At 48.2% G+C, this 19490-nt stretch carries 20 protein-coding genes, 1 tRNA gene and 1 pseudogene; 13 read left to right on the top strand and 9 right to left on the bottom strand.

All coding sequences use genetic code 11. The annotated features are described in order from the left end of the window. Positions 1 to 32: 32 nt before the first annotated feature. The 3 genes from LBCZ_RS04170 to rpsN all read left to right on the top strand — a co-directional run bounded on the left by LBCZ_RS04170 (position 33) and on the right by rpsN (position 2538). Positions 33 to 980, top strand: coding sequence for a magnesium transporter CorA family protein (locus LBCZ_RS04170; protein WP_025012506.1), 948 nt, complete (start codon positions 33 to 35; stop codon positions 978 to 980). 194 nt (positions 981 to 1174) lie between these two features. Beyond that, positions 1175 to 2152 (top strand): GMP reductase, encoded by a 978-nt coding sequence (locus LBCZ_RS04165; RefSeq protein ID WP_032958395.1) that lies wholly within the window; start codon positions 1175 to 1177, stop codon positions 2150 to 2152. Positions 2153 to 2268: 116 nt separating this feature from the next. Further along, a complete protein-coding gene (gene rpsN / locus LBCZ_RS04160) occupies positions 2269 to 2538 on the top strand; it encodes a 30S ribosomal protein S14 (RefSeq protein WP_003564153.1) in 270 nt (89 codons plus the stop codon). Between the two features lie 95 nt (positions 2539 to 2633). Here the strand turns inward: rpsN and LBCZ_RS04155 are convergent, their stop codons facing one another. Beyond that, positions 2634 to 3008, bottom strand: a complete 375-nt coding sequence (locus LBCZ_RS04155) for a PTS glucitol/sorbitol transporter subunit IIA (protein ID WP_010489512.1) — start codon at positions 3006 to 3008, stop codon at positions 2634 to 2636. 242 nt (positions 3009 to 3250) lie between these two features. On the opposite strand from LBCZ_RS04155, the gene LBCZ_RS04150 reads away from it, so the two are divergent. The 4 genes from LBCZ_RS04150 (at position 3251) to LBCZ_RS04135 (ending at position 7264) form a co-directional block, all read left to right on the top strand. Further along, complete coding sequence (locus LBCZ_RS04150; protein WP_039638814.1) at positions 3251 to 4291, top strand: lactonase family protein; 1041 nt, start codon at positions 3251 to 3253, stop codon at positions 4289 to 4291. A 222-nt stretch (positions 4292 to 4513) separates the two neighbouring features. Further along, complete coding sequence (locus LBCZ_RS04145) at positions 4514 to 5332, top strand: undecaprenyl-diphosphate phosphatase (RefSeq protein WP_025012504.1); 819 nt, start codon at positions 4514 to 4516, stop codon at positions 5330 to 5332. Between the two features lie 20 nt (positions 5333 to 5352). Beyond that, the gene (locus LBCZ_RS04140; protein ID WP_025012503.1) at positions 5353 to 5988 is read left to right on the top strand and encodes a copper homeostasis protein CutC; all 636 of its coding nucleotides are present in this window, start codon (positions 5353 to 5355) and stop codon (positions 5986 to 5988) included. Between the two features lie 217 nt (positions 5989 to 6205). Then, complete coding sequence (locus LBCZ_RS04135) at positions 6206 to 7264, top strand: FAD:protein FMN transferase (RefSeq protein ID WP_025012502.1); 1059 nt, start codon at positions 6206 to 6208, stop codon at positions 7262 to 7264. Between the two features lie 118 nt (positions 7265 to 7382). Here LBCZ_RS04135 and LBCZ_RS04130 read toward each other — a convergent pair whose 3' ends face one another. The 3 genes from LBCZ_RS04130 to yjbM are packed head-to-tail and all read right to left on the bottom strand — an operon-like array spanning position 7383 to position 9761. Next, positions 7383 to 8285 carry an RluA family pseudouridine synthase gene (locus LBCZ_RS04130; protein WP_025012501.1) on the bottom strand — a complete coding sequence of 301 codons (903 nt, stop codon included), beginning with the start codon at positions 8283 to 8285 and terminating at the stop codon, positions 7383 to 7385. Continuing rightward, positions 8285 to 9154, bottom strand: coding sequence for an NAD kinase (locus LBCZ_RS04125; RefSeq protein ID WP_329518099.1), 870 nt, complete (start codon positions 9152 to 9154; stop codon positions 8285 to 8287). The genes LBCZ_RS04130 and LBCZ_RS04125 overlap by 1 nt, the downstream gene beginning before the upstream one ends. Further along, entirely contained in the window at positions 9138 to 9761 is a 624-nt protein-coding gene (yjbM, locus tag LBCZ_RS04120) for a GTP diphosphokinase (protein ID WP_052253323.1), read from the bottom strand. Before yjbM ends, LBCZ_RS04125 begins: the two co-directional genes overlap by 17 nt. Before the next feature lie 163 nt (positions 9762 to 9924). Between yjbM and LBCZ_RS04115 the strand changes: the two genes are divergently transcribed. Next, positions 9925 to 10518: a CYTH domain-containing protein gene (locus LBCZ_RS04115; protein WP_025012500.1), complete on the top strand. Its 594-nt coding sequence runs from the start codon at positions 9925 to 9927 to the stop codon at positions 10516 to 10518. Positions 10519 to 10587: 69 nt separating this feature from the next. Beyond that, a complete protein-coding gene (locus tag LBCZ_RS04110) occupies positions 10588 to 11223 on the top strand; it encodes a DsbA family protein (RefSeq protein WP_025012499.1) in 636 nt (211 codons plus the stop codon). Positions 11224 to 11468: 245 nt separating this feature from the next. On the opposite strand, the pseudogene LBCZ_RS04105 reads toward LBCZ_RS04110, so the two are convergent. The 3 genes and pseudogenes from LBCZ_RS04105 to LBCZ_RS04095 all read right to left on the bottom strand — a co-directional run bounded on the left by LBCZ_RS04105 (position 11469) and on the right by LBCZ_RS04095 (position 14314). Then, positions 11469 to 12535: pseudogene (locus LBCZ_RS04105) on the bottom strand (competence protein CoiA). A gap of 136 nt (positions 12536 to 12671) precedes the next feature. Next, the gene (locus LBCZ_RS04100) at positions 12672 to 14015 is read right to left on the bottom strand and encodes a PFL family protein (protein WP_039638812.1); all 1344 of its coding nucleotides are present in this window, start codon (positions 14013 to 14015) and stop codon (positions 12672 to 12674) included. Between the two features lie 32 nt (positions 14016 to 14047). Continuing rightward, on the bottom strand, positions 14048 to 14314 hold the full coding sequence (locus tag LBCZ_RS04095; protein WP_010489536.1) for an ACT domain-containing protein: 267 nt from the start codon (positions 14312 to 14314) through the stop codon (positions 14048 to 14050). A gap of 201 nt (positions 14315 to 14515) precedes the next feature. On the opposite strand from LBCZ_RS04095, the gene LBCZ_RS04090 reads away from it, so the two are divergent. Further along, positions 14516 to 15844 (top strand): metallophosphoesterase, encoded by a 1329-nt coding sequence (locus LBCZ_RS04090; protein ID WP_039638810.1) that lies wholly within the window; start codon positions 14516 to 14518, stop codon positions 15842 to 15844. Between the two features lie 120 nt (positions 15845 to 15964). Here the strand turns inward: LBCZ_RS04090 and LBCZ_RS04085 are convergent, their stop codons facing one another. Both LBCZ_RS04085 and LBCZ_RS04080 read right to left on the bottom strand, forming a co-directional pair. Then, positions 15965 to 17170, bottom strand: a complete 1206-nt coding sequence (locus tag LBCZ_RS04085; RefSeq protein ID WP_025012498.1) for a MalY/PatB family protein — start codon at positions 17168 to 17170, stop codon at positions 15965 to 15967. A gap of 105 nt (positions 17171 to 17275) precedes the next feature. Continuing rightward, positions 17276 to 17749: a glutathione peroxidase gene (locus LBCZ_RS04080; RefSeq protein WP_025012497.1), complete on the bottom strand. Its 474-nt coding sequence runs from the start codon at positions 17747 to 17749 to the stop codon at positions 17276 to 17278. Between the two features lie 133 nt (positions 17750 to 17882). On the opposite strand from LBCZ_RS04080, the gene LBCZ_RS04075 reads away from it, so the two are divergent. The 3 genes from LBCZ_RS04075 to LBCZ_RS04065 all read left to right on the top strand — a co-directional run bounded on the left by LBCZ_RS04075 (position 17883) and on the right by LBCZ_RS04065 (position 19435). Continuing rightward, positions 17883 to 17967 (top strand) — tRNA-Leu (locus LBCZ_RS04075). A gap of 146 nt (positions 17968 to 18113) precedes the next feature. Then, positions 18114 to 18614: an NUDIX hydrolase gene (locus tag LBCZ_RS04070; RefSeq protein ID WP_025012496.1), complete on the top strand. Its 501-nt coding sequence runs from the start codon at positions 18114 to 18116 to the stop codon at positions 18612 to 18614. After that, positions 18611 to 19435, top strand: coding sequence for an NAD(P)H-hydrate dehydratase (locus tag LBCZ_RS04065; RefSeq protein WP_025012495.1), 825 nt, complete (start codon positions 18611 to 18613; stop codon positions 19433 to 19435). Before LBCZ_RS04070 ends, LBCZ_RS04065 begins: the two co-directional genes overlap by 4 nt. Positions 19436 to 19490: the final 55 nt, after the last annotated feature.

The following is a 19490-nucleotide window of genomic DNA, read 5'->3' as shown; positions in this document are numbered from 1 at the left end:
TAAACTAAAAGAAAAAAGCCAAGGAGCGTGCCATGCTTTCAATTTATCGCTTTGATGAGAAATCCGGCCAGCTGAATCCGCAATCGCGTATTCGCCCCGGCGTCTGGATTAATGCTGTCAATCCCACACCGGAAGAGCGTCAGCAACTTCAGGATAAAGCCAACCTTTCAGAGGCTTTCCTACTGTACGGACTTGATCCCGATGAAGGTGCCCGTTACGAATTTGATGAGGACAATGACAGCCACCTATTTATTTTTGATATGCCCACCGTCACGCGGGATGCACGCAAAAAAGTCGTTTACAAAACGGGCCCGCTAGCCATCATTATCACCAATATCGCGGTGATCACGATCAATGAAGAGCCTATTCCGCTGCTAAGCCTTTTTTCTGAAGGCAAGATCAGTAACTTTAACCCCGAACACCAAAGCCGTTCCGTGATTCAAATTCTTTATCAAATTTCCATTAGTTACCTGACTTATCTGCGCGACTTGAACAAAGCTCGCGAAGCCATTGAAAGTAAACTTCAACATAACCTGCGTAACGAAGAACTTTATGGGTTGATGGGCATCCAACGTTCCCTGGTTTACTTCATGATGAGTCTTCGGACGGATCGTAATGTTTTGGAACAACTCAAACGAACCAATCCGTTAAATCTCAACGAAGACGATCAGGATTCTTTAGAAGATACCCTTATCGAAAATCAGCAGGCAGTTGAGATGGCGCAAATCAGCAATTCCATCATCAATGAAACCGCTGATACCTACTCGTCAATTATCAACAATAACATGAACGGTGTCATGAAGGTTTTAACTTCCTACTCGATTCTACTGACAATTCCGACGCTGGTCTTCTCTTTTTATGGTATGAACGTCCATTTACCGCTGGCAGATATGAAAGTCAGTTGGACCATCACTATTGCCATCTCCATCGCACTCGCCGTTGTCCTGGCCTTTCAATTTTGGCGCAACAAGTACTTTTAAGCACATCTCACCAAGCCGGCACCGCCGGCTTTTCTTTTTCTTTAGGTAAAATCCGAACATTAAAAAGAAAATGATCTATTTTGATTGACTTTTACATTTGATTCGCGTATCTTAGCACTTGGTGTTTTGAATAACACTAAAAATGCTTAACAATGTTCGGCTTTTGCGAAAGGATGAATCCGATGAACAACGGCATGCAGATTTTTGATTATGAAGACATTCAAATGATTCCCAACAAATGTGTGGTGCGCTCACGCAAAGAGGTTGATACCAGTGTGAAATTCGGCCCACACACCTTTAAGATTCCGGTTGTTCCTGCCAATATGCAGACCATCATTGATGAACCTTTGGCGATCTGGCTGGCCGAACACGATTACTTCTATATTATGCACCGGTTTCAACCGGAACGGCGCATGGATTTTGTCCGTGACATGAAGAAGCGCGGCCTGATTGCTTCAATCAGTGTCGGCGTCAAAGATGAAGAATTTGATTTTATCGAAGCACTGGCAGCTAATGAATTGAGCCCGGACTATATCACCATCGATATTGCCCATGGTCATGCGCAAATTGTGATTGACATGATTCAACATATCAAACACTATCTGCCAAATGCCTTTGTGATTGCCGGCAACGTGGGTACGCCCGAAGCTGTCCGCGAACTCGAAAACGCCGGCGCCGATGCAACTAAAGTCGGGATTGGCCCCGGTAAAGTCTGCATTACCAAATTAAAAACCGGTTTTGGGACCGGCGGCTGGCAGCTGGCTGCCGTTCGCTGGTGCGCAAAAGCCGCCCGTAAACCGATTATCGCTGACGGCGGCATTCGCAACAATGGCGATATTGCCAAGTCCATTCGGTTTGGTGCAACCATGTGCATGATCGGCTCCTTGTTTGCCGGCCATGAGGAAACACCGGGCAAACACGTCACGATTGACGGCAAAGAATACCAGGAATATTACGGTTCCGCATCGGAATATCAAAAAGGTACCCACCATAACGTTGAAGGTAAGAAGATTCTTTTGCCGGTGAAGGGTAAGATCGGTGACACGTTAAAAGAAATGCAGGAAGATCTGCAGTCTGCTGTTTCCTATGCTGGTGGTCGCGACCTTGAAGCCTTAACCAAAGTTGATTACGTGATTGTTAAAAACTCAATTTTTAATGGTGACCAATACTAAAAACCTTACCTTTTGTAAGTATTGCGAGTCGACTGCGGCTGTGCTATGCTAAGTGGGTTGAACTGTTCGAATATAACCGTTAAAAAACAAACCACAAACAAGGAGTGATAGCATACATGGCTAAAAAGTCAAAGATTGCCAAAGAAAAAAAGATTGAAGCGACGATTGCCAAATACGCACCGCTGCGTGCCAAGTATAAGGCTGAGCACAATTATGCCGCATTGCAGGCGTTACCGCGAAATGCGTCCCCTGTTCGTGCCCATAGTCGTGATGAGCTTGATGGTCGGCCGCATGCTTACATGCGTAAATTCAAGATGTCGCGCTTGAACTTCCGCGATTTGGCCCATAAAGGTCAGATCCCCGGCGTTCGCAAGGCATCTTGGTAAAAAAAAGACACCTAGCTGGCTTGTCCCCCAAATCTTGGCGGAGCAAGCCGTGCTAGGTGTTTTTTTATGAGCGCGTTATGGAGAAACCGCTTAGGCTAATCCTGTGTTTCGTACAGCAAGGTCGTACCAACTTTAAAGGTCGGCCGGTGCGTAGGCTTGAGATAAATCGCGTTTTGCATCGGCTTATCTGCAGGTACATCCTGAAACAATAAGGTCACATGCCCGATTGCTTTCAGATTGCTAACGGCCAGTTGCCCGACATAGGTCATCGTAAAGGTTGTCTCGTCAATCGTTATCCGATCGCCTGCTTGAATCGAAAACTGCGCAAGTGATGCGGGGTCAGCAAATTGCTGAATCACGGCGACATCACGTAATGCGTCCGTTGCTTGCGGTCCAAACAAAATAATCATGGGATCCTTAGAGCTCAAGGCATCCTTACCAATTGCCGTTACTGTTGCTTTAAATTGCATATTAAAAGCCTCCGATTGTTTCACGTTTGCCAATCCAGAAATCGGCTAGAGAACGCGTTATAGCCAAAAATAATTATGATTGCATACATATTGGAAAAGCAGCCTTCATTGACCATAGCCTTCCAGTCACGATGCTTCGTATAGTAACCCGCTATTTTCGCTCAGGTCACACTTTATATCATAGCATAAGCAAAGTCAAAACATGCTATACTCAACATAAATTCGAAAGGAGCAATCGGTTCATGAAGCAAAGACTCTTATTAGGCGGTTACACGCGCCATGGCGGTGCCGGTATCTACGCAGGTACGTTTGACGATACTCAAGGACATTTGGCCGCGCCCACCCCACTGATTTCCGATTTAGGCTCACCGACCTACTTAGCTGTATCCGATGACAATATTTTATATGCCGTCGATGTAGAAGGTGATGAAGGCGGGGTTGCCAGCTATGATCTGAATACTAATCCTCCCCGTTTGATCAACCGGGTTTTGGCACCCGGCTCATCACCCGCCCATGTTTCCATCGATGAAAATCGCCAGCTCGTTTATGCCAGTAACTACCACGAAGGCCGCATCAATGTTTATAAAATCAACCGCGACCACAGTCTAACGACAACGGATGAGGTCGTTCATTCAGGCAACGGCCCCCGTCCGGAACAGGACAGTGCGCACGTCCACTTTGCGGCAGTCACACTGGATTTTCAGCGACTCGCAGTTGTAGATCTTGGTAACGACACCTTGACGACCTATGCCGTTAGCGATGCCGGCAAACTCAGCGATCCCGTCGTCTTCCATACCGAACCCGGATTTGGTCCGCGGCATATTGCCTTTAATCACAATCAGCCAATCGCCTATCTGCTTGGTGAGTTATCCAGCAAAGTCAGTGTTTTAAGCTACGACGCCGCTACCGGCAGCTTTGAGCTTATTACAACATTGCCAACCATTCCGGCCGACTATACTGACCACAATGGTGCAGCCGCGATCCGCCTCAGCAGTGACCAGCGTTTTCTTTACATCTCTAACCGCGGTTTCAACAGCTTAACGGTCTTTGCTGTCAGCCCCGACGGCCGCAATTTGACGCAGTTGCAGCAAATCAGCACAGCCGGTGACTTTCCGCGCGACTTTAATTTTGATCTGACTGAACATTACATCCTTGCCGTCAACCAAAATACCAGCAACGGAACCTTATACAGCCGCGATCCGAAAACCGGCACACTCACAGAACAGCAACGCGACATTCCAACACCGGAAGCTGTTAATGTCTTGTTCTTAGCGGATAAGTAGTGGATTTTTTAACTCGCGTGGGACTTGCTTAATTACCACATATGATGAAATCGGTCAGCAAATGCTGGCCGATTTTTTTGACGACATCCCCCGTACCCGTCTTCGAACAACACCACCTACCACAGCCGTCGGATTCTGTAAGATCCCAATAAATTGCGGCTTCAATGTGGCAAGCGGGCTAAAACCTTGTATACTGTTAACATTGAGAATTGGAGGGTTATTATGTTTGATATTATTAAAGCCGTGATTATCGGGATCGTCGAAGGGCTGACGGAATTTCTCCCGATAAGTTCCACCGGCCACATTGACCTGGTTGATCAGGTGGTTAAGTTGTCCCAGGGACGCGAATTCATGAACATGTTTGAATACGTCATTCAGTTCGGTGCGATTTTGGCCGTCATTCTATTATATTTCAATAAGTTGAATCCATTTTCTAAGCCCACTGTTAAGGAACAAAACGCAACTTGGCAGCTGTGGGCAAAAGTCATCATTGCGGTTTTGCCTTCCGTCGTCGTTGGCCTGCCGCTTAACGACTGGATGGATAAACATTTACATACACCACTCGTCGTTGCTACTACTTTGATCGTTTACGGAGTGTTGTTCATCATCGTTGAAAACTACCTTAAAAATAAACCGTCACACATCACGACATTGGCTGACATCACTTACCAAACCGCGCTACTGATCGGTCTTTTCCAGGTTCTGTCAATTGTCCCCGGCACATCCCGCTCCGGCGCAACGATTCTGGGAGCCTTATTAATCGGCACATCCCGCTACGTTGCGACCGAGTTCTCTTTCTTCCTGGCGATTCCGACCATGGTTGGGGTGTCGATTCTAAAAATCGGCAAGTACTTGCTACAAGGCAACGGCTTCACCGGTGAGCAGTGGATGGTCTTGTTAACCGGCTCCGTCGTTTCATTCCTGGTTGCCATCGTCGCCATCAAGTGGCTGCTTAAATTCGTCCAGACGCATGACTTTAAACCCTTTGGCTGGTACCGAATCGCGCTCGGTGCTATCGTGTTGCTTGTGATGTTCCTTTAAAATTGCCATAGGAGGCTAACATGTTACGAGAAGTTGCTGTTGAAAATTATACGCATATTCCCCAGGCCTTAGCTGCCGGCGCCGATCGCATCGAACTTAACGATAATCTAGCGGTAGGCGGCACAACGGTTTCGAAAGGCGTTATGGCGGAAAGTGCAAAATATGTTCACGAACATGGTCGCAGCCTTGTGACCATGATTCGGCCACGGGGCGGAAACTTTGTCTACAATGACACCGAATTAAAGATAATGGAAGCCGACTTGTTTGAAGCCCAGGCACTCGGTGTTGACGGTGTTGCTTTTGGCGCCTTGACCGCAGATGGCCTGATTGACGAAGATGCAATGACCAGTCTGATTGCTGCGAGTGCCGGCATGAGTGTGGTTTTCCATATGGCCTTTGATGCCATCCCCGAAGACCAGCAACCGGCCGCTATCGACTGGCTGGCGGCCCATCATGTTGACCGCATCTTAACGCATGGCGGACCGCTCACGACCCCAATCGAGTCCACTCTGCCCCATTTACAAACGCTGATCGCTCACGCCGCGGATCAAATTACGATTCTTCCCGGCGGCGGCATCACCAGCCAAAATGCTACGGCAATTGCCGACAAGTTAGGCGTTAAGGAGTTACACGGCACTAAGTTAATTCAATTTTAGATCAATCACTTTCACGTCCCGCCTGTGCTAGACGTGACCGAATAAGGCTACACCAAAATCGGTTCTCGGAACAAAAGGCCCACCAACACGCCTTTCGTCTCGGAACCGATTTTTTGATGCATTGATAAACTGCTTCGAACTAGCTCAAACCGGTTTTTCTTTTTAGATAACGCGCGGTATGATACTAGAGGGAAAAATGAAACGAGGGTTACGCATGATGCGAAAAATTTTTATCGGCATAATAGCATTCTTTGGACTTTTGACCTTATCCGGCTGCCAGAAAAAGGCCCAGCCGACTTACCTCAAAACGCCGTATACACAAAATGAATTCGTGATGGGCACGACTTGTACCTTGACGATTTATGATAAAGGCAAAAAATCGGCATTAAAAGACGGTTTTGCCATGATTCATCATGTTGACGATGAAGCGACGCTGACCCGCGGTGGTTCGGTGCTTGATAAAATCAATGACAATGCCGGCATTAAACCGGTCAAAGTGCCAAAAGACTTCATGCCGCTATTGGAGAAAGCTTATTATTTTTCCAAAAACTCAAATGGCAGTTTTGATATGGCGATCGGTGCAGTGACGAATCTGTGGCAAATCGGCTTACCAGGGGCGCGGGTACCAGCGCAAAGCGAGATCGACCAAGCATTACCGCTGGTTAACTGGCGCGATGTTAAGCTTGATTCAAAGAACAACACCGCCTATCTCACCAAAAAAGGTATGCGCCTTGATTTCGGCGGCATTGCGAAAGGCTGGGTGGCTGATAAAGTCCGCGACGTGTTACGCAAAGACGGCGTCACCGCGGCGATTATCGATCTTGGCGGTAACGTGGTGGTCATGGGCCACTCGCCACTTGGGGCCAAACGCGACTGGCATGTGGGCATCCAGGATCCGACTGCCGCGCGCGGCACCGCTGTTGGCACCATTCCGGAAAGTGATGAATCGATCGTCACTGCCGGTACCTACGAGCAATATCTGATTTCCCACGGCCATAAATACATTTACCTTTTTGATCCCAAAACCGGTTATCCTTATGACAATAATCTAGCTTCAGTCACCATTGTTTCCAAAAAAAGCGTGGATGGCGATGCGCTGTCAAACGCCGCTTTTGACAAGGGGCTCAAAGATGGCTTGCAATATATGAATGCTAAAAACGATCAGCACATTCAAGCCATCTTCATTACCAACGACAAAAAGATCTACTTAACCAACGGACTCAAGAAACAATTTAAATTTGATGCTGATTCAGGTTACCACAAAGGTAATTTCTAAAGTTTCGCGCTAAATGCAAATACGTCCAAAGTCGATGACCGTTTAAAGCCGACTTTGGGCGTATTTATATGCAAAAATAGATGAATTTATTAATTGGAAATGTGTAAAATTTTCCCACTCATCCCCGCAGTGGTAACTGCAAACGCTCAGCCAGCCCCGCCATATCCTTTGGCAACGGTGCTTGTAAATCCAGCCACTTCTTTTTCAGTGGCTGCCAAAAGCGCAGATGGGCGCAATGCAACGCCTGCCGTTCAAAGCTGACAGGTTGCCGGCTGTACAAATCGTCCCCAAACAACACGTGCCCGATCGCCGCAAAATGCACCCGAATCTGGTGCGTCCGGCCGGTGTGCAGCGTGACCAACACCGCCGCTGCCTGCGAATTCTGCGCCAGCGTTCGATATTCGGTCACGGATGGCTTGCCAGTCGTGCTCACGATTCGCCGCATATAAAAGCCTTGACTCACCCCAATCGGCAACACGATCCACCCATGGGCAGGCAACGGCGACTTAGCGGTGACAATTGCCACGTATTGCTTCAGGAACCCCTCACTATGCAGTTGTCGATCCAGCAGACTATGCGCCAGACTGTGCTTGGCAAATACCATTAAACCACTGGTATCGCGATCTAACCTAGTGACAACGTGGACCGCCTGACTTTCCGCATGGGTTTTAATCAAATACGCCTTGACCATATTGGCCATACTGTCATTCTTGCGACCAATCGCTGGAATCGACGCCACGCCGGCTGGTTTGTTGACGACTAGATAATCATCATCCTCATAACAAATTGTCAGATCATGCGGGTACGGAACAACACTGTCTGCCGCTTGCTCGGGAGCGGTTTGAACCAGGATTCGGTCGCCCGTGCGAATCCCATACGCGGTATTGCGTTGCCGCTTATTGACAAAAATAAAACCGCCTCGATAGTGGAGCTTTTTGAGTTGGGCACGGGAAAAGCCCTGTTGTTTAAAAAAAGCCCCCAACTTAAGCGGCGGCCCTTCGTAATGCCATTCAAAACGCATTAATGTTTCGCTCCAATAAAAGCATCTTCGACCCGATCCCAAAAATGCATGTGCCGATAACGGGCAAAATGAATCCGCTCTTTGGCAATCTTATAACGAATCTGTTTGATCGTTGGCGGATTGATGACGAACTGATCGACTGTCATCACATAATCATCCCGACCAGTTGGCTCCAGCGTCACCCATTCATCAGGCGCCGTAATGATCGGTGAGCTGAGCGTTCGAAACACCCGATTATTAATCGACGCAATTTCGGTTACCTGAAGCGCGTCCAACCGCGGATGCATGACGGCACCGCCGTTTGATTTGCTGTAAGCTGTCGAACCGGTCGGTGTGGAAACACACAAGCCATCGCCTCGAAAGCTCTCGAAGAAATCGCCTTTAATATAAACTTCTGTCCGCATCGTACCGTTTAATCGCTTCAAAGTTGATTCATTAAGCGCCAGATAATGGGCACTCGTAGCATCCGCATACATGGCACGAACATCCAAAAGCGGATAGCTCACACTTTGTCCGGAATCTTCTTTTAAGGCAATGACAAGGTCTTCAATTTCAAAATCACGCCAATCCGTGTAAAATCCCAGATGACCGGTATGCACGCCAATAAAGCGAATGGTATCCAGTTGGTCAGCGTACCGATGAAAGGCCGACAACAACGTGCCATCACCGCCGATTGTGATGACAACATCGGGGTGCCGTTCATCCAGTTCAAAATGGCCGTTTTTTAACAGTTTAATTAACTTTTGGGCTGCCGTGATGGAGGCAGGTATGCTATTATGAAAAACCGTTACGCGCATCTTATTCATCCTTTTTACTGTCAGGCTTTTTTTCGTCAGTTGTATCGGGATACGGCTATTGTCCCTTGCCATAAACAAATAAATGTTGGGCTTCCTGAATTTCTTCGCGAATATCGGACATTTCCTTATCAAGCATGAAGGAAGCTTCCGCCGCTCGCTTAAGCCGGGCTTTTAACGTGTCCGGAAATTCACCATTGTATTTGTAATTCAGGCTGTGCTCGATCGTTGCCCAAAAATTCATCGACATGGTGCGAATCTGGACCTCGGCTAGAATCTTTTTTTCGCCGTGAATCAGCTGCACCGGATACTCAATCACAACATGGTAGCTGCGATAGCCGGAAGGTTTCACATTGGTCACGTAATCCCGTTCTTCGACGATCTTCATATCTGTCCGTTGACGAAGCAGATCGACCACCTGATAAATGTCTTCCACAAATTGGCACATAATTCGCAGACCAGCAATGTCTTGCATATCCTGTTCCAAAAGCTCATCGCTAATGAACCGGCGACTCTGCTTCTCAATAATCGAACTGACCGGTTTAACCCGTCCCGTCACGAATTCAATGGGCGTATGCTCATTGGCCTGTTGAAATTGTTTACGCATGCCACGAAATTTAATCTTTAATTCCCCGACCGCTTGTTCATATGGCATTAAGAAACTGTCCCAGTCTCTTTGCATTACTGGCCCTCCCATACTAAACTACTAATAATGTGGTATGTCTGTCAGCCAACAAGTCAAAGCTTAATCGTTTGACTTGTTGATAGTTACCGACAGCACTCACTACCACCATTCTATCATATTTTTGGCATGTAACCGGTGCCGTTGCGTTTGGAGGCAACCCATGGCTATTTCCCGCGAACAGGAATTTAAAACTTGTTTAACCAAAACCGCATTCCTGGCGATTTTGAATCATTTTGAGTTTGACCCGGCTTTTTCCCAAATGAACACCTATTATGACACAGCTGACGGCGCTGTCAAAGCGGCATGTCTTGGCTTGCGGATTCGCCAGTTTGCCGACCACGCCGAGCAAACGCTAAAAGTTCCCAACGACAGTCGGCATCGTGATCTTCAGGAAATTACCGATCCGCTCACATCGATGGAAGCGCAAAATTTAATTGAACGGGGTGAGCTTAAGCCCGGCCAGGTCACGCAAGCATTGGCAGCCCGCCACATTGACCCGGCAAACGTCCATCCGCAAACACAAGCCAAAACAATCAGACGACTCGCACATCTGCCGGCTGGCTTGTTAACACTCGATCAGACCTTTTATATCGACCAAACCTCCGATTTTGAATTGGAAATGGAGTATCAAAACCTAGATGAAGCCAAAAAATTCTACGATAACTTGCTACAGAATTTTCACATAAAAAAACAACCTGTCATCAATAAAGTACAACGTGCATATGAGCATGTGCATGATTCACAAGCTAAATAATTGTTACTTGCGCGATTTCTGATAAAGTAAGTGTAGAAATTTGTTGCCAGCACATTGGAGGCCAAGACCGTGTTAGAAATTTTTCTTTTTTTCAATCCGATTGGCAGTATCTGTCTGAGTACAGAACAAAAGCTGCTACACCAACTGGATAAATTCCAACAAGAGGTAAAAGTTCATTTTGTTCCGGTTCTCAATCTGGACATTATTGAACAATTCATGCAGTACGAACAATTAAACGTTCACAGCCTTGCCAAACGAAATCAATTGTTGCGTGCCGCTTATAACCTTGCATTGGATTATAAAGCGGCCCAGTACCAAGGCAATAAGAAGGCACGCATGTTGTTGTTACGATTACAACAACACGCGCCATTGGTTCAGTATCAATACGACGCCGCCTTCGTTGCCAAAATGCTGACGAAATGTCATTTAGATCATGAAATGTTTTACGAGGATCGGCAGCGCACCGAAGTCAAAATGGGGTTTGATTCCGATCAGCGTACTGCCAACCAGATGGGTATTACCCAGACCCCTTCCCTTGTCATTGTGGACACGGATCGCGCCGTTGATGACGGTCATGCTGTCTTAATCGAGCAAATCAGTGACGCCGATCTCATTCCGCAACTCTGTGACCTCATCAGAACAGATCCAGCGCGATTCTTCACTGAACAACCGGAAAATATGGGCGGTCATTTTCGATTCTTTTAAACGCCTCTAACATTGTCACCCACCTTCTCGATTAAACGACCTAGCTTGATAACTGGCAGGTTTCTTAGCTGATCGGTTTCATCTGGCAGCAAACAGTTTAGCTGAATAGTTCTATGGTGTACTTGGGGCCTTGCGATCATGCAAGGTCCTTTTTATATGAGCGTGAGCCAGCCCGGTTAGAAGCCGGAGTGTAAGTGTCCTTGAGTGTGATGGCCCGGGTTTAGGCCATTTAAGCGCTAACCCCCTCATCCGCAATCTTTTCCTGATAAGCGCGTTATGTTGGCCAGCTTCCGATCAATATCCGCAAACCATTGGGGCAATTGACGCCACCGATAACGCGAACCATTAAAACCGATGATACCGGCGTCTTTGATCAGCGCCAGCCAATGAGTATCAAGCACGCTAGCAAGTGTTCCGGCTGGCAATAAGGGCGTCCAAACATCTGGTAACGCGCTTACCCAGAAACGCTGGCTTTGCGCTGCTGTGAAGCTCTTGCCTTCAAATGTCAGTAGCCACTGAATCCGCAACCGTAATTCCGGCACGCCAAAATGCCGCAGCGGATGCGGTTGGTTATGAACCACCCAGGGGCACCTTGCAGATTATGCCGCCTTTCATATGCCAATGCTTGGAGACTCATCCATGGACGAGCGCGCTTTTGCAAGCTTAAAGCGATTTGTCTAGCCTGTCGATAGCCATCAACTGGTTCGGAATGCCATTGTTGGCTTGGCGAGTGGTCATGCGCATAGTGCGTCCAAAGCCGACCTGTTTCTTTTAGCTGTAACCGCGACAAAGTTCCGATCTGTACGTTTAAGTACCACAACGTTAACCGATCATTTTCCAGCGTCAAGAATTTGCGGGCTTGTCTTTTTCCTTGTGAATCGTGGTACCGACGTCCTAAGATCCAACTCACTTGCCAGCCACGGCGATGATACATCGTCGTCCGTTTCTTTAAGTCAGGAATACTCAACGGACTCGCCTGAAATTCCAACACTTTAGGTGGTTGTTGGTGAATCAGAATATCGGCACGCTGGCGGATCGCGGCATCATAGTATTCCAGTGTTGCCGATCGCTCATGCTGACGCAGCCAGGTTGCCAACCAGCTTTTCCCGGCCAGATGTTCGGCACTTTCCGGCTCGCCTTCACCAACTGGTCGCTGTCGATGGGCAAAGTGTGCCGGCAGTACGACGCCATTTTTGATGAACACCCGCTGTTGGCAAGGTGGGCAATGAAAACGACCGCCAGCCAATTGACGGGCCTGCTGATGACTGGTTAATGTGATGCGGCGATTGTTCTCGTCTAACGCTACAAACATCATCTTCACCTCGTCTACAGATTACGCCAACAATCAAAAATGCCTTGTTCTTCCGCTAATCGTCGGTTGGACAGGGCATTTTGGTTACGAGCTATTGAATTAGACACTTTTTGCAAAGTTAAAATGGACACCCAAATTAATTTTTAAAACTGTGAATTGGCGCCGGGATCCGCCCGCCGCGGTTGATGAACTGAGTGGCATCGCCGTCATTGACTGCCATGATCGGAGCGGTACCAAAAAGTCCGCCGAATTCTACCTGCTCACCCACATGTTTGCCTGGCACGGGAATGACGCGAACGGCCGTGGTTTTATTATTGATCATGCCAATCGCTGCCTCATCGGCAATCATGCCGCTAATCGTAGTATCCGGTGTATCACCCGGAACTGCCACCATATCCAGTCCGACCGAGCAAACAGCCGTCATTGCTTCCAACTTTTCCAAACTGATCTGGCCGTTAGCTGCGGCCGTAATCATGTTTGCGTCCTCGGATACCGGAATAAAGGCGCCTGACAAACCGCCGACCCGTTCTGCTGCCATAATGCCGCCTTTTTTCACGGCATCATTAAGCAAAGCAAGCGCCGCCGTTGTTCCCGGTGTGCCAACATGGCTGAGGCCCATCGTCTCTAAAATCTGGGCCACCGAATCGCCTTGAGCTGGCGTTGGTGCGAGACTCAGGTCAACGATATTAAACGGTACTTTTAGCCGCTCAGCCGCCACTTTGCCCACAAACTGTCCCATTCGTGACACTTTAAACGCGGTCTGTTTAATGGTTTCACAAACGCCCTCAAAGCTGGCGTCCGGTTCAGCGGCCAACGCCCGTTGCACGACTCCGGGACCGGAAACCCCAGTATTAATCGCCACATCACCCTCAGAAACACCCCAAAAGGCGCCGGCCATAAACGGATTATCTTCAACGGCATTGCAGAAGATCACCAGTTTCATCGCATTCTGTGGCTTACGAGCAGCGACCTGCTTGACCACCGTACCCATTAGCTTCACGGCATCCATGTTCAAGCCACTACGGGTACTGCCAATATTGACCGAGGCGCAAACCCGTTCTGTCGTTGCCAGCACCTCTGGCAAACTTTTCATCAAAGCGACTTCCGCGTCTGTACTGCCATTTTGAACCAAAGCCGAATAGCCGCCGATTAAGTCGACGCCCAGATCTTTCGCTGCCCGATCCATTGCCTTGGCAACCGGACGAAAATCCAACGTTTGGTCAGCACCTGCCAATAGACTGACCGGTGTCACACTGATACGTTTATTGACAATCGGAATGCCGTACTCATCGCTAATGGCCTCCGCAACCGGAACAAGTTTGGCAGCTTTGCGCATGATTTTGGCATAAACGTGATCGGCCGTTGTCTGTAAATCGCCGGTCACACAATCCAGCAAGGAAATTCCCATCGTGATGGTACGAATATCCAGATTTTCCTCGCTGATCATTTCAATTGTTTCTTTAATCTGTTGCGTTTCCATGACTACTCCCTCATTGAGCTGATTGATGGTGATTAAAGCCGATGCATGGCATCAAAAATTTCTTGGCGGGAAACTTTAATCTCCACACCGATCTTGTCGCCTAAAGCCGTCAGATGCTGCTTAACAGACTTAAAGCTGGCATCATCCGGGATCTTGGCAAGTAGCATCATGGTAAAAGCGCCTCGCATGATGGTTTGTGACACATCCAAAATATTGACGTTCAAGTCGGCCAATGCCGTTGTCACTTGGGCAATAATCCCGACTTTATCAGTTCCAATAACGGTTACGATGACTTGCATGATTTGTCCTCTCTCTAAAAGCTTCATTTTGATTGGTGCTTAAAACGATGTCTCATTTTACCATAATCTGCTTCGCAACTTTGGGAGATCTTCAAGTACTTAGACCTTGGCATCGACAAATTATTTTTTCAATCAAACTATCTTAAGATTCAAGGCAGCACTGAACAAATGCCGTGATAAACTAAATCATGGAGGCAGAAAATGAAAGTCGTTAAATATTTTGCGGCACTGCTTGGCATGGTGCTATTCGCATTCGTGTTAAGTCAGGTGCATCCCGATCACAACGCGCCTTTAACCAATGATACTCGCGCCAACATTTGGGTGCTGAGCGATACCCACTTCATCGCGCCTAGCCTGCACGATGAGCGCACTGCTTACACTGAAATCAAGAAATCCGCCGCGGGCAAAGACATGGACTATCAACCGGTAGCCATTCACGCCTTGGTGCAAAGTGCGCTTAAGGCGCGGCCAACAGCTGTGGTCATCACCGGTGACGTGACGTTTAATGGTGAAAAAGCCAGCGCGGAAAGCTTGATGCGGCGCTTACAGCCACTTGTCGATAATGGGACTAAGGTTTTAATCATTCCGGGCAACCATGACATTTACGACGGCTGGGCACGTGCTTACAAAGGCAAACAGCAACTGATAACAGAGCAAATCAGTCCTCATGACTGGCGACAGATTTTTCATACAAGTTACGCGCAGGCAGCGGCCCAAGATTCGAATAGCCTGAGCTACCGCGTCAATCTGAATCATCAATACCAGTTGTTGTTGCTTGACAGCAATATTTACACGATAGAGCCATCCAATCGCCCGCCTAACACAGGTGGTAAACTCTCGCCGCAAACATTGAGTTGGGTCCGTCAGCAGCTTGCCATTGGCGCTCATGCCCATCGCAAGTCAATCGTTTTTATGCACCACAACCTATACAACCATAATGAGGCTGTGAATGAGGGCTATGTTTTAGACAATAGTGATGCGTTAAAGAAGTTACTGACCAAATATCATGTTCCGCTACTATTTTCTGGTCATATCCACGCCCAGGACATCAGTCGTGATCCGACTGGTCAGTGCGCAACGATTGAAGTCGTCAGCGGGGCTTTTTCAATCAGTCCGGCAAGTTGTGGCATTGTTAGTTTCAGTCCGAATAAAATTACTTATCAGAAAAAAGCTACGGATCTAACGCCTTACCTGACGTCTGCGCAACGAAAAAATCCTGATTTATTGCATTATCAACAATACTTAAAACGTCTCTTCCTTCAAGATGGTGAAGGTTTGGCATATGGTGATTTGATGGACAACGGTGTGACCAATGAACACGATTTAGATGCGGCGGCCAGACTGATGGGGATCCTTAACTGGCGCTTTTTCACGGGTGATGACCACCCAAGCAAAGCTGAACTCAAGCGCCTGCATGCCGACCCGGGTTGGGCTGTCCTCGAACGCTCGCCGATGTTGCGCCGTTATCTTAAAACCATTGTGCAGGACCACAATCTGAATGATCAACATCTTGTCATCAAGCATCCCTAATACTGTTCATCGGCAATGTTTTATTTTCTAAAAAGCAGGCCTTAGCGTCAACGCCAAAAGCGTTACTCTAAGGCCTGCTTTTATCAGTATTGATGAACGACTGGTTTCTTGAGACTAGGATCACAATTGCGGCTGGCTTAAATGCTCTGTTAACCGAGTGATCGCTTTGGTAACAAGTTTCGGATCAGTAGCTAAGTTCAAGCGAATATACGTCGCCGTTTTGGGCGAGAACCATGCACCGTAGTCAACTGCCAAACCACAGATGCCCTCAACAAAGGCTTTGATGTGGTCAGGTGCCACGTATGCACCAATATCAACATAGGCTAAATAAGTCCCTTGAAGATCGGCAACGGTCGCTTTGGGGGCCGCCTGCGCTAAGCCATCCAACAATTGCCGGTAGTTATACCGAACTACCTGAAGGACCTGATCCAGCCACGCAGCGCCATGCCGATAAGCAGCTTCGCCGGCAACTTGGCCCATCAGGCTGGTATCAACTGGATGCAGCTGCTTGATAAAATCGTCATACTTGGCGCGCAGTTCTTCATCCGGAATGATGATATGGGAATTCAGCAACGCAGTAAGATTGAACGTTTTCGAAGGGGCATTCAACACCACGAGATTTTGGCGGGCTTTGCCTTCCGCCACCTGCAAGGCTGACCTAAATTTAGGGCCGCTGACTTCAAGGTCGCCATGGATTTCATCAGAAACCACCGTGATATCATGCTGACTGGTAATCGCAAACAGCCGAGTTAATTCGTCCCGCGTCCAAATCCTACCGACCGGATTATGCGGCGAACACAGAATCATCGCTTTAATGTGGGTTGTTGCCAGTGTCTTTTCCAGTTGATCGAAATCCATTCGCCAGCCATCGGCAGTTAATTTCAGATCAACCGAAACCACGCGGCGTCCGAGGTCTTTGATCGCATTCATGAATGGATAATAAACTGGCTGCATGATTAAAACCGGATCGCCGGGGTCGGTCAGCCAGTTGACCATGGCATATAACGACTTCACCACGCCGACGCCAAACCGCATCCATTCCGGTTCGACTGTCACGCCATGGCGCTCTTTTTGCCAATTAATGAACGCATCATAATACGATTGTGGGCGGATGGAATAACCAAACGTCCCTTCTTGCACACGGGCGGTTAGTGCATCCAAAACCGCTTGCGGCGCCTTGAACTCCGTATCGGCAATCCACATTGGCAACAAATCATCCCGGCCAAATTCATCTTTTAAGCCATCCCACTTGACGGCGTTACTATTTCGCCGATCAACCAAATGTGCATCAACAAAGGCTGCAACGTCAGCTGGCAATTCTTCCATCAACGATCCCTGCTTTCTTGCTTTTGTTGCCATTGTACGCATCCTGTCAGGGTGTGTCCACCACGGTCAGACCGAATTCTTGCTATCGACTTACAGCTAATGCACTTAAGCAAGAACCTGTTTCAACGCCGGCTCAATGGCTTCAGGCGTTGTTTTCGGTGCAAAACGTTTTACAACTCGGCCATCGCGATCCACAAGAAACTTCGTGAAGTTCCATTTGATCGACTTCCCCAATTCACCAGGCGCTTCGGTTTTAAGGTATTTGAAAAGTGGGGCCGTGTGCGCACCGTTAACTTTGATAAGCTGATGCATCGGAAAACTGACCCCATACTTCATTCGGCACGCCTCCGCCGCTGCATGACCGTCCGCCAACTCCTGTTTGAATTGATCAGAAGGGAAACCCAAGATGACTAGTCCTTGATCTTTGTACTTTTTATACAGTTTTTCCAAACCGTCAAATTGTGGCGCAAACCCGCATTTAGTCGCCGTATTCACGATCAGCAACGGTTGCCCCTTATATTTGCTTAATGAATACGCTGCGCCATCTTCCAAAGTTGCATCGAAATCATAAATTGACATAGTTGGTCCGCCTTTCTTAATCAAAGTTGATGCCTTATACTAACACTTTTGGCGAAACAAACGGTACCGAAAAAATTCTTAAAACTTTCGCTTGCGTGGCCTACGCGCTTCCGCTATAATCATTTATGTTGTTGCCGCGATGGCGGAACTGGCAGACGCGCAGTGTTCAGGTCGCTGTGGGATTTATTCCCGTGCAGGTTCGATTCCTGTTCGCGGCATTATAAATACTCACTTTCTTGAGTATTCAATGTCCGGGCAACATACAATTGGTCTTCCCAAGATGATTGGGAGGGCTTTTTTTATTTTAACACCGCATTGCCCCTGCACAACCCCCGTGCTAACCTTAAAAGATGGAGGCGAACCAATGACACATAAGACGCACCGCGCATTTGGCTGCTATGGGATTGCAACCATTGATCAACGCTTGATCGTCATTCGTAAAAATGGCGGCCCTTACATCCACCGCTTTGACCTTCCCGGCGGCAGCTTAGACGGACCCGAGCCTCTCGAACATGATGTTTTGCGGGAGTTCAACGAAGAAACGGGGCTCACCGCCACAATTGATCGTCAGTTGGGCGCTACCAGTTTTGTTTATCCTTGGCGGTATGAGCACTGGACCATTAATCAACATATTTGCGTTTTCTACACACTCACGATCACCGGTGGTCAATTAGCTAAAACCGTACCGCAATTCATCGGTCAGGATTCACTTGGCGCACAGGCCGTCCCACTGGAAAAATTAACTTGGGATAATGCTTCGCCACTGGTCATGTTTGCAAAAAGCTTTTTACAAACCGGCCAGGCGGATTTAACCACCAAAACATTTAGTGAATGGACCGTGCTGAAGGAGGCACCTGCTTTATGAAACAATTAACGGAACAGTTAGCGCAGGCAGTCGTGCGGCCGCGGCAACGCAATACTTACAAAGGTAGTTTTGGCAAAATCCTTATTGTCGGGGGCAACGCCCAATTCGGGGGTGCCGCGATCATGAGTGCCAGTGCGGCGGTTTATGCTGGTGCCGGACTGATCAGTGTGGCGACCGATCCGGTCAACCGCAGCGCCTTGCACGCCCGCTTGCCTGAAGCCATGATTCTCGATGCTGCCTCATCTGCCCTAGAAACGGCTATTCGTCAAGCCACGGTAATTGTCGTCGGTCCGGGATTGGGAACCGATAACGCTGCCTTGGCGATTTTAAAGCGAGTCTTTGCGGCAGTTGAACAGACGCAGGTTCTAATCATTGATGGTTCTGCCATTACCCTTGTGGCTGCGCATCATCTCGACTACCCGAACGCGCAGCTCATTTGGACGCCTCACCAGGTTGAATGGCAGCGATTGTCTGGCCTCGCACTCCCCGACCAAACTGTCACCGCCAGTCAACAGGCAGCCAGACGCATCCCTGGCATCGTTGTGGCCAAAAGTTCCCAGACGCATGTTTTTGTTGGCGATGACGTTTACGAAAATATGGCCGGTGGTCCGGCAATGGCCACAGGCGGCTCTGGCGACACGCTAACCGGCATCATTGCTGCGTTTGCGGGTCAATTTCAGCCACTGAAGCAAGCGGTGTTGGCAGCCGTATTCGTCCACTCACACGTCGCTGATATTGTCGCTATGAATAGCTACGTGGCATTACCCACGATGGTGATTCGGGAGCTGCCTGCCTATCTGAAACAATTGTCTGAATCTTAAAAAGCTTGCCAACCAGTTCCGGGCATTTCCTTCATATAATTAGGCAAGTCAGATT

It is taken from the genome of Lacticaseibacillus casei DSM 20011 = JCM 1134 = ATCC 393, assembly GCF_000829055.1.
GTDB lineage: Bacteria > Bacillota > Bacilli > Lactobacillales > Lactobacillaceae > Lacticaseibacillus > Lacticaseibacillus casei.
This window is presented reverse-complemented; position numbering and strand designations above follow the sequence as displayed.